General features: G+C 68.9%; 7 protein-coding genes. 2 read left to right on the forward strand and 5 right to left on the reverse strand.

What is annotated here, in order from left to right; translation table 11 throughout:
- Window positions 1–110: 110 nt before the first annotated feature.
- From ACI79U_RS16255 to ACI79U_RS16275, 5 genes are all read right to left on the reverse strand, one after another.
- The gene (locus ACI79U_RS16255) at window positions 111–1,607 is read right to left on the reverse strand and encodes a hypothetical protein (RefSeq protein WP_457070328.1); all 1,497 of its coding nucleotides are present in this window, start codon (window positions 1,605–1,607) and stop codon (window positions 111–113) included.
- A 742-nt stretch (window positions 1,608–2,349) separates the two neighbouring features.
- Entirely contained in the window at window positions 2,350–3,345 is a 996-nt protein-coding gene (locus ACI79U_RS16260) for a glycosyltransferase family 2 protein (RefSeq protein ID WP_457070330.1), read from the reverse strand.
- 62 nt (window positions 3,346–3,407) lie between these two features.
- A complete protein-coding gene (locus ACI79U_RS16265) occupies window positions 3,408–4,205 on the reverse strand; it encodes a WecB/TagA/CpsF family glycosyltransferase (protein WP_457070332.1) in 798 nt (265 codons plus the stop codon).
- A 935-nt stretch (window positions 4,206–5,140) separates the two neighbouring features.
- Window positions 5,141–6,070, reverse strand: a complete 930-nt coding sequence (locus ACI79U_RS16270) for a glycosyltransferase family 2 protein (protein ID WP_457070334.1) — start codon at window positions 6,068–6,070, stop codon at window positions 5,141–5,143.
- Between the two features lie 656 nt (window positions 6,071–6,726).
- Window positions 6,727–7,842, reverse strand: a complete 1,116-nt coding sequence (locus tag ACI79U_RS16275; RefSeq protein WP_457070336.1) for a glycosyltransferase family 4 protein — start codon at window positions 7,840–7,842, stop codon at window positions 6,727–6,729.
- A gap of 511 nt (window positions 7,843–8,353) precedes the next feature.
- On the opposite strand from ACI79U_RS16275, the gene ACI79U_RS16280 reads away from it, so the two are divergent.
- Complete coding sequence (locus ACI79U_RS16280) at window positions 8,354–9,493, forward strand: glycosyltransferase family 4 protein (protein WP_457070338.1); 1,140 nt, start codon at window positions 8,354–8,356, stop codon at window positions 9,491–9,493.
- A gap of 147 nt (window positions 9,494–9,640) precedes the next feature.
- Window positions 9,641–10,696 (forward strand): hypothetical protein, encoded by a 1,056-nt coding sequence (locus ACI79U_RS16285; RefSeq protein ID WP_457070340.1) that lies wholly within the window; start codon window positions 9,641–9,643, stop codon window positions 10,694–10,696.
- Window positions 10,697–11,275: the final 579 nt, after the last annotated feature.

Genomic DNA, 11,275 nt, shown 5'->3' on the forward strand with positions numbered 1-11,275 from the left:
GAGGAAGTCCGACCACTGCGACAGGACGAATGCGCTAGCCAGGAGCAGCGCCGCCGACGTGTGCACCCTTCGCCACGTCGGCGGGAGCGCCACTGCGCCAGTGCAGACCGTCATCGGTCGTTGAGGACCACGTGCAGGGGAGCCTCGCTCTTGGCATCGAGGACGCGCATCGCCAGGCGCAGGTCCGTCTCGAATTGCTCGAGAACGGGCACGACGAGAACCACACTGTCGCTCTCGCGCACAGCCGTCGTGGCGAACGTAGAGCTCAGCAGCGAGGACGCATCGATGATCACCACGTCGTACCCCGCCCCCTGCTCGATGGCAACGCGGACGTCGTCCGAAGACAGGGTTGCCGGTTCGCTGCGATGAGCGACCGTCAGGCCAGGGAGCGCGCCATCGCTCCACTGCCACTCATTCGGTGGCGGCCCGCTCGGGCGGCCAGCCAGCGCGTCTGCGCCGCGACGGTCGCCAGCCACGGCGCGGTGTCGTGACGCCCGACCTCGCCGTCGCTCAGGGCCTACCCCCGCCGAGTTGCGGATGTCGAGCTGTGACGGCATCAGGAACGCCACGTCCGCCAGAGGCCCGCTCGTCACCACGGCCACCCGCAGCCCGTCCCGAGCGAGCCTCATGGCCAGCAGCGAGGCGACGGTCGAGCACCCCGCCGAGGACGCGGCGCTGCAGCAGGTGATCACCACCCGGTCCGAGGTGCCCTTCTCGACGTCCACCAGCGCAGCGAGCCGACCCATCGGCTCGTCCATCCGGGCAAGCAACTGATCCCTTTTCAGGCGACCGAGACCTCGGACGTGCGGGAGCGTGGTCAGGATCGGTCGTCCGGTGAGGGACTCAGCCTGCAGCGCATCCGCGACCCGAGGGCGTCGCACAGCCCGGATGACCATGGCGAGCGTGCCGAGCAGCCCACCGATGACCGCGCCCCCCAGGACGCCGGCCGGCAGCGTGACGGTCCGTGTCGACGTTGCATCTCGCGCTTCGTCCACGACGCGCGTCGCGTCGCGAAGGACTCCAGGACGTGAGAGTTCGGCCACCGACGCCGTCAGCTGCGCGTACTGGGTGGTCAACGCCCCAGCCAGCGAGTCGGAGAGGTCCTCGGTCGCGAGCCTGCCCTCGAGCAGCTCAGCTTGCGCCTCAAGCGCCTGCCGCTGCGCGTCCAGTGCCGCCTGCGCAGCGTTCTCTCTCGTCTGCACATACGTGTCGGCGACTGCGTTCGCCAGGTCCCTGGCCTGTGCTGGGGTATCGGCACGGGCAGTGACCAACACCACATCGCTGCCCGTCACGTGCGACAACTCGAGCGAATCCAGCACCTGCTGCGGGCCCAAACTAGGCGCCAGAGCCTGCCCCGCCTGTTCCGCGATCGAGAAGCTGCGCAGAAACTCCATCTCGCCGGTCACATAACGTTCGGGATCGCCCGTGAATGGCGTTTGCCCAGGTGCCGTCACAGCGTTGCTGTCCATGACGATAACCGCCGAGGCCTCATGCTCGGCGGGCAGCACAACCCAGCTGATCAGTCCGACCAGCGCGCCCATCAGCGCGCAGGCGAGGATGATGCGCGCGGACTTCCTGACCACCTGGAACAGGAGCTGGAGTTCCACAGGAAACCTTTCGTCGGCATCTCCCAGCCTATTGGCACACGAAGCTGGGTCGTCGCAATACTAGTGAAGCCTGACACCGGCGAAGCCGGTGCGAACACGCCAGACCCGCACTCCCTACCCTTCGGAGCGAGAGACTGCCACTCCCCGACCGGCCCGTGCAGCGAGCCCCAGCGACCGCCAGGCGTGGCCTTGCACCGACCTACCGCGCAGGTTGAACACGTCCCGCCCGCCAAACTGTAGCGGGAGCAACGCCCCTCGTGAGCGGGCAGCGGCGCAACGAGAACGGCAACGGCGTCGCGGGTTCAAGTGTCGAGGAGCGTGCGCGATTTCGATACCCCACCGGATCAAAGGAAGCGACATCGCACGAGATGCATTGAACCGAGACGAAGAGACCACTGGCCCCCAGTGTGCGGTAGTGCATCGACGCCCGCGCTCAGGTCAGATCGCCGACACTCTCATCAAATTGGTTGGCGCGAATTCTGGCGATCGCTCGTACTACCAATACTTCACCCCTGCCCTGGCGCATCCTCGGCCTGCTTCCGCCGTCCGCGTCGATGAGCGCGGCCGGTATGGGAACGCGATGGAAAGTGCTGACAGGCCTAGCAGCGGATGATGGACACGGACGCTGCCTCTCCGATCGACGTTCTCGGCACCAGAGGCGAGACGAGGAGCAACCGCCAGGCGGACGCGGGTCCCGTCGAGCCAGACCCGGCCGAGCTCGTCATCTCCTCGTGCCGGCAGTTCACTCCGCGGCCATCCCTGCGCCCTCCGTCGCAGGGCGGCGGTACAGGTCGTAGGTCCGACCCCGCAGGCCGGCGAACATGCCGGCGGCGCGGGCTGCGCGCATGAGTCCGCTCACGCACGATGCGCGGCTCCCGGTGAGGGCGCCTACCAGGGCGGCGCCTCCACCAGTCAGGCCCCAGAAGACCCCGCTGAGCGCACGCCGAAAGGGGCGCCCGGGAGGCCAGCCAGGGCGTGAACGATCGAGGAGCCCAAGCGTCCCACCCTTGCGGTACTCGCGCCGCAGCAGGTAACGGACCGACAGCCGCTCCGGAGGAACAGGCTCGCGTACGACAGCAGTCGGCTCCCAGAAGATCCGTGCGCCAGCGTGCACTGCCTGACGGAAGAACAGCTGGTCTTCACCCCCGGACGTGCCCAACACCGGATCGAACTGAAGTCCGCAGCGGCGAAACAGCGCCGTCTCCAGGAGGACATTGGAGGTGTAGGCCTCGGAGACCCACACCGGCACCGGGCTACCCGCGGTCGAATGAAAGATCGACCGTTTGAGCCAGGCCGGCGCTTCCGCGGGGTAGACAGCCACCACCGGCCCGGTGACGACGTCGGCGGACGTCCGGCCGTGGGCGTCCAACAGTCGCTGCAGCCAGTCGGGGTCGGGCAGTTCGTCATCGTCGATGAGGGCAAGCAGGGGCGCACGATCACGTGCCCTTCTAAGCACCTCGTTGCGACCGGCGGCGATGTTCCCCGCACCCAAAGGCACGTACTCAGAACCGGGTCCAAGGTCAGCTGCAAAGCACTCCACCACCGGCTTGGCCTCTAGACCCGGCGAGTTGTCGACCACCAGCACCTGCAAGCGTGGCGCCGAACCCGGGGAGAAGCGCAGTTCCCCTAGTCGCCCGAGCAGAGAACGCAAGAGTTCCGGCCTCCGGTGGGTGAGAATACCGATGACCACGTCGATGTCGCTGTGGCTGCTCCGCGCCAGTTCGTCGCGCCCACTCATCTGTACCTCCCTCCCCATACAACTGACTGCATCAACGGAGGTTTCCGTGTGCCCCTCGCGCATCAGTCCGCCAGCGACGGTGTGGGCGGCCCTGCCGCCCCATAGCCGCATGCGCTGGCCATTGCCTGGAAGGGCCGTCCGCCTCGGGCCAGTAGATAGGATTTGAGTGCTCGCCGTCGACGGTAGGCCAGAACCGCTTCGACCGTGTAACGGCGCCACAACCTTCCGGGCTCACGAAGAACTCGGATGAGCCAGTTGACCTTCAGTCGATAGGCGAAGGATGGGTAATAGGTGGGGGATGCAACCTGGTCAAGCCATCCACCGCACGTGAGCAGCACTTCGTGACTCATTCCGCACTCGACGAGATCCAGGACATAGTTGTCCTGCAGGGGAGCACCCAGACCCACGACGACGACTTGGACGTCCAATTTCAGCAATCGGTTGGCCAGGTCACTGGCTGTAGGCAGCTCGCCGTATCCATCGCACGTGAACACGACTTTCGGTGCGGAAGGAAGAGCCTCGATGGCCCGTGCCGCCGCGTCAAGACTTGGTCGCTGACTTCCCACGAGGGCCACACGACACTTCTCCGGGACACGATCGAACAGGCGAGGCAGGACCAGGTCCGCGCTCGTCCGCGGCGCCGCGGGCGCAGTCAGCCACCTCAAGAGGAGGCCGTCGATTCCGACATAGTCGAAACGGTCGATGGGAACCGAAGCGGCTAGCGACCGGGACATCGACGCATGATTGAACCAGGTGATCGCTGCGCCTCGGCCGACGGTGACCGCATCCGCGAGGTGCGAAGCCAGGTTCGCCGACCACCGCTCCTCAGCCAGCTCGGTGACTTTGTGCGACTGCCCCACGACACCCTCCGTCTGTGTCGACCCCCCGACCGGGCCGCTTCTTCGCTTCTCTCGGCGACTGTTCTCGCATTCTCGCCCCACTCTCCCATCCCCGCGGCTTCCCTGTGTGTTCACAGTGCCACCCTCACCCTCCAGGGTGGGGTCACACCTTGGCGGGAGGTAGACGACGGGTGCCGGGCCAACGCGCCGCTCTCGCCCCGCGCATCGCTCTCGGGCGGTGACGGGCGGGAAGCCGGGCGCCGGCGTGGGCCACTTCCTCAGCGACCGGATGACACTGGATCGGATTCGCTGCCATTGACAATGGCAGCATTCGGCGGGCCACCGACGGCGCTGACACGACTTTCCGCATCGTCATCCGGACCGCGGCTAGGCAGCCAGACGTCTTACCACTACCTCAATCGCCATCGGCTGCCTGGCTTGAGGGACATGGGTGCATCGGGCAACAACTGGCCTTGGAGAAGAACCTATGGCTACGACGGCGCACAACAGCCTGTTGCCCTCATTCTTGTCGACGCCATTGCCGAGGGCCCGGACCCGCACACCATGCGCCGCCCCGCATTCGCTGTGGGGAGTGGGGGCCCAGACGACAGCAAGCATCAACCCGCTGCCTCCAGACCAGAGCCAAGCTGCTGTATCAGCGCAGCAAAACGAAGGTGGGAGCCGCAACACTAGGCCGGTCACGATGGTCGCCCGGGCCGGTGGAGCCGACGGTCATCGAGCGGATCGATGCCTTCGGTAACCCCGCCGACGCCACTTCGTCCTCGGCCCACCGGTCCGAACCCGACGCAAGCCCTTCCCGCCCTCGGGGCTCACTATGGCATGGGCAACGACCCGATCTGTTCCAAGAACCGGGTCAGCCCCGATTGTGCCGCCGTGGACCGCCGGACTTCATCACAGAACTCCAGCCGGGCTGCCTGTCTCGTCTGGATCACACATCAGACGCTTCGGCCGGAGGCCCGTCGGACCACGCGAAGGACCGGTAAAGCTGCTCGCGCGCTTGCCACGACCGGTAGAGCAAGCATCCATCGCGGCTGCAATGGGTCGGTGCGAAACGTTCGTGCTATCCAACGGAGCGCCTTGCGGCGTTCACCCATTGCGGCATGGGCGAAGGCCAGCCTGCCCATGAGGACAGCAGACCCTCGCCGGTCGGACCACAATAAAGGATGCTTTTCGGTCAGGTACAGCAATGCCGCAACGATGATGTGCCATCGGTCGTAGAACCATGACGTACTGTGCCACCGCACGCGCGTCAAGGGAGCTAACACAATTTGTATCGGCTCAATCGAAGTGGCTCGCAGAAGCCAGTCGAAGTCTTCACCATAACTGCTCGGTATCTGCTCATCAAACAGTCCGACTTCATTCACCAGGTACATCCGCTCAACCACGACAGTCGACTGGTGAACCGTCTGCGTCCGACTACGCAAGAGATCGGAGAACTGCAGAATACTGGACCCAAGGCTACGCTCCGACACTTGACCACCGTCGTCGACCAGGATGGTCGTCGCCACGGCTCGTCTTCCGCTGCGTTGCATTTCGTCTACTTGGCGGCGGATTTTCTCGACAGCCCAGACATCGTCGTCGTCAAGAAAAGCGATTAGGTCGTGGGATGCAGCCTGAATCCCCGTATTTCGAGCGCCGGCCGGCCCGGGCGTGCGCGTGTTCACCGCGACCTGGACTGGCCGGGTGGGAGTCGACGATTCGGCCAGTGACGCATCCGCGTCACTGTGGTCGAATACGACGATGGTTTCAATGAGTCCGTCGAAGTCCTGGGCTTGGACGGACGCGAGTGCCTGCTGCAGGAAGTCTGGTCGGCCTCGTGTGGGAATCACCACGGAGACGCTGGGGCGGTTACCGTCTTGCTCCACGGGCGTTTTCCTCTCTCGGCGTGAGGCCGCAGAGTACTAGCTGTTCTGATCCGCCAGTTTGGTGACGCGAGCGACGGGAGGTTGGCCACCGAGGCGGTAGACCGAGCCGTGGTCGAGCAGCACCCGGCTCGTGGTGACCCCGCAGCCGGCGACCATGCCAGCGCCCGGGTCCTAGAGGCGACCCCGGCCTCCTTGCGATCGTCGACGCGTGTTTCAGTGCAGGCCAGCCGGAAGCGGCCGTCGACGGCGTGGTGCCGGTGGCCGTAGCCCGGCGGCGCGGTTCCTTAATCTTCTGAGCGGCGACGCGGCCGTGCACCCGGCGCCTGCCTCCGTTCGGAGTTCGTCCAACTCTTCACATGTATTTGCACCATCTCGCCGGGCGAGGTTGACGTAGCGGACCGGCGTGCCCCGACGGTGGGCATGCTGGTGGACGGGGTCGTCCTAGTCGCACTGGCTTGTCTGCCTGACTGAGTGAGTCCAGCGAGCTGCCTCTATCAGACTGCGAGGAGCATGGCTGGCCGCACAGCTCTGCTTGACGCCATGCCCGGTCGCTCGGGGAGCCTGTCCGCCAGCTGACTGGCCGCCCCGGGTCGCTCGGTCACCCTGCCCCCATGTTCGGCCGGTCGAGGTGCAGCGTCTGCAACTTCGCCCAATGCTCACGTTACGAGCACTTCCTCGTAGATCTGGACGAACTCTTCCGCCCGGCTGTCCCAATCGAATTGGGCCATCCGCCTCTTCCCCGCTTCCCCCATACGGACGCGCAGCTGCGGTGCGGAGTCCAGCATGCGAATGGCCTCGGCCAAGCCGCGCACCGTGTCCGCCGGGCTCGAGGGGGTGATGCGGATCCCGGCGTCCTCTCCGACCAGTGCGGCGGGGCCACCGGTGTCCAGGCAGAGCACCGGACGCCCCGCCGCCATGGCCTCGAGGCACACCGAGCCGCCGGAGTCGTGCAGGCTGGGGTGCACCAGCGCATGGCACTCGGTCAACGCATCCATGGTCTCCACCCGTCCGAGCGCGCCCAGGAAACGCACCTGCTGGGCAACGCCCAGCCGCTCCGCCAGTCGCTCCAACGAGGCGCGCTCGGGTCCGTCCCCGACGATCCAGTACTCGGCGTCCGGGAGCCCGGCTGCTGCGAATCCGGCCAGGCCGTACTGGAACCCCTTCCAGTGCAGGAGCTGGGCGATGCTGATCAGCCGTAGCGGCCCGTCGGAGCCGAATGGCCGCGACCCCAGCGCCTCGATCTCCTCCTGGGGCAAGCACACCCCCGGGAGGGTGCGGACCGTCCGGGCGCCCAGAGCGCGGAGCCGCGTGGAGGTCTCCTCGGTGGTCCCGTAGGCCAGCACGCTGCGTCGCGCGCTCAGCCGGACGAAGGGGTCTCGTGCACCCAGGGCGCGGATGCCATCACGCGCGGCCTCGTAGAGCCTCCCGCGGATGCCCAGACTCGGGTAATGCGAGCGGGGAGCTGACTCACCACCACCGACGGGCCCCCAGATCAGGGGCACGGGCAGCAGGAAGAGGAACGTCGGCATCCAGAACTTCATCAGCGTGATGTGATGGACCAGATGGAAGTCCACTCGGCGGTGCAGTCGCTTGGCAACGACGTAGGCCAAGACCTGCCACGGGTAGTAGTAGAGGCTCCATCGCATGTGCCGCCCCTGCGTTCGCCGCGACATCCACGACGGCAGGTCGCAGTAGACGAAGTTCAAGTCAGCGCGAGGAATCCGGCTCAGCTCCCGCTCGATCTCCGGCCGGTTCGCGGTGCTGGTGAGCACCCACACCTCGTGATGCTTCGCCATGGCCTCGGCGAACCCCCAGCCCGTCCCCGGATCCGACCCTCGACCGGGGCTGCAGTCAAAGGCAGAAATGAGAACTCTGCGAGACGTTGCGGGCATGGCGGAAACGTAAGGACTCGTTCAGGTAATGGGAAGACGAACCATGATCGATCGGTGACATATCGGCACGAGCACCCGATCGTGTGAATGCGGCAGCAGGTTCCCGCACGTCCCACCGTCCAGTGCTATAGGCGCGCTGGCCATCCAAGGCGCGAACTCGAAGCAGGATCCGTGTTGACGGTTGATGTGGTGCGCCGACGACTTCCGGCACGAATGAGAATGTGCGCTAGGTTGCGTGCCGGTTGTCGGGAGTCGGTATTGCCGTGGTGGCACGGCCCGTCCAGGGGGAGCGCACCGTCGTGGCTGGCCGGACCTGGGGCGCCGTCGTCGCCGGCTACGTGGTGAGGGCGACCGCCCTGTCCACGGCCACTGGTCGCGCGGTCACCGACCCGTGACGGCCCACCGGCGTTCCGAGCATCGAGTCTGGCTCGTCGAGGAGTTCGGGCACGGCGGCATCGGCCGGTACGCGGTCGACGTCGCCAACCTGGTCGCCCCCGTCTCCGACGTCGTCGTCGCCACCACGGACGGCGGCCCGGTGGGCGGGCTGCGCGCGACCTCGGCCGTCTGGTTTCCCCGTGGGGCCGGTGGACCGGTGGGCAAGGCGCGGGCAGCCCTGGTCGGTCTACTGCGCGCGGCGCGGTCCGTGCGCCGGGGTGACATCGCCTGGGTGCACCTGGGCATGCGGCCGTCCTACGAACTGCCACTGGTGGCGACGCTGCGTGCCTGCGGGGCCGTCGTGGTGGCCACGGTGCACAACCGGGCGCCACAGGTCAGGGACCAGGACTCGCGACTGGTGGTGGCGGCGGCCCGCCGGGCGCAGCACGTGGTCGTGCACACCGACGCCATGCAGGCCTGGGCCGAGACGCGGCGGATGAACGTGGTTCGGCTGCCCTTCCCCCCGCCGGACATCACCGCCGAGGCGCCCGCCGGGAGTGCCGACCCTGACGAGCGAGCGGCGTTGGGGCTCCCCACCGACCGGATCGTTGTTGCCCTCCTCGGCTACCTCTATCCCTACAAGGGACCCGACGTCCTGCTGCGAGCTCTGGCCGCGGCCCGGGTTCAGGACCCGGACCTGCCGGTGCACGTCCTCATGGCCGGGCGGCCGTGGCCCGAGCTGGACCTGCCCGCGCTGGCTGCATCCCTCGGGGTGGACCCGGTGGTCACGCTGCGCCCCGGGTGGCTCGAGGAGTCCACCCTTGCGCAGTTGCTGGCCGCGGCGGACGTCGTGGCGCTGCCCTACCGCAGCATCGACAACTCGGGCATGGCCGCGTTGGCGCGCAAGCGCGGGGTGCCGGCCGTGGCCAGCGACCTGCCGCTGTTCCGGGACATCTACCGGGACGCGGCGCTGTTCGCCCGACCCGGCGACGTGCATGACCTCGCGGCGGCCCTGCGCCTGCTGCCGAGCCGGCTACCTGACCTGAGGGCGGCGGCGCGCCTGCTCCCGGCCGATGAGCTGGCGCCCGCATATCAGGACTTCATCCGTGCGATGCTCGCCGGGCCGGGACCTGTGACGCCACCTGCCGGCGACTGAGAGACCTGCGCTTCCCGCTGACCCGCCACGCATGGCATGGCGTGTCCCGGGGGGACACGCGGTAGCGGTCTGTGCACGTGCGACTACGCGCCCTATCTTCTTCATCGCTGGCTGCCGGCCGGCGGGTGAACGGGGGGAAGCAGCAGGGTGCACGCCGCAGCACAGGGTCCGGGGACCACCGGCCGCCACCGCCGCATCGACGTGGGCGCCACGCTCACCGAGACCGGGCGCCACCACGCCGTCTCCGTCGAGCCGCAGGTCGCCCCGGCCGCACCTCCTCGCTACGCGTACGGCGCGCCTGACCTGCCCCCTCCCCCGCCGCTGGTCACCCCTAGAGCTCCCCGGTACGCCGCTCCCGACCTGCCGCCTCCCCCGCCGCTGCAGACCGACCGCCACCGCGCCGCCGAGCAGCGCCGCCCCGCCGAGCAGCGCCGCCCGGCCGGGAAGCAGATCCGCCGGACCAAGGCCCCGGCGAAGCCGCGCCCGCGCACCGCCAGCCGGCTCACCCAGCAGATCGTGGCCTGCAGCGCCCTCGTCGTGATGGCCCTCGCCCCGGTGCTCGCCCGCTCCAGCAGCAACCTGGGCCTGCACGACGCCGTCGCCGCCGATGTCGCCGCCGTCCCCGAGCGCGAGGACGCCACCCGCGCCGAGCTCGAGCGTGGCAGTCAGCTCGCCGACCCCACGTCCGCGGGCATCGGCGACCCTTACAGCCGACCGACTGCCCCCACCGACCCCGCCACCGTGGCCGCCACCAACGAGGTCCCTGACGACGTCGAGGTCACCCCCGAGGGCCAGGCCGTCGACGCGGTACCCGAGCCCGCCCCGCTTTCCCCGGAGCCGGCCGCCGTGGCGCCCCCCGTCATCACACTCGTCCCCTCGACGCCCGCCACCGTCGGCACCCCCGCGCCGAACACCGCCCAGCGGTCGACGCCCCGGACGGTGCTCACCCCGCAGACCGTGCCGCAACCCATCAGCACCGCGCAGCCCGTCCGGCCGGCACCCACGCAGCCGAAACCCCCGGCCCCGTCCGTCCCGGCCGGCTCCCCCGCGCCCAGCGACCCGGCGGCGCCGTCCGCGGTACCCACCACCCCGGCGCCGGCCCCGGAGACCCCGGCCGCCACCCCGACCACCGAGGCGCCCGAGCCGACCGAGGGCCTGCTCGGCGGCATCATCGGCACCGTCGGCGACCTGCTCGGCGGCTGACCGCGCCCACCGCACCACCGGCCGCCCGGAGAGAGGGGCGTCCGCCGGAGCGCCCGCCGACCCGTTCGTCGTCCAGGTCAACTGGCTGCTCGGCGCCACCGGCGGCAAGGAACAGCTCGCCCGCCGCTCCGGCAACCGGGTCAGCGTGCGCACCCTGGACAACTGGGCCGCCGGCCGCTGTCCCCGCGACAAGATTCTCCGGAGCCGTCCGGGACCTCGACGCCTGGGCGCTCGAGCGCGTCCCGGGGTACCCCGGTGGTGGCGCACCGCGTGTCATCGAGTCCTGCGGGCGGTCCCCGCTCCGCCCGGTCGCCGGCGCGACGGCAGCACCACCCCAGCCGGTCGCCGACGGCGAGCCCGCAGCGGCGCCGGGGCGTCGTCGCCGGCTCCGCTGGGCCGCTCCCCTGGTGGCGGTGCTCGTGGTGGCGGTGCTCGTGGTGGCGGTGCTCGTCGTGGCGGTGCTCGTCGTGGCGGTGCTCGTCGTGGCGGTGCTCGTCGTGGCGGTGCTCGTCGTGGCGGTGCTCGTCGTGGCGGTGCTCGTCGTGGCGGTGCTCGTCGTGGCGGTGCTCGTCGTGGCGG

It is taken from the genome of Modestobacter sp. SYSU DS0904, from assembly GCF_054051115.1.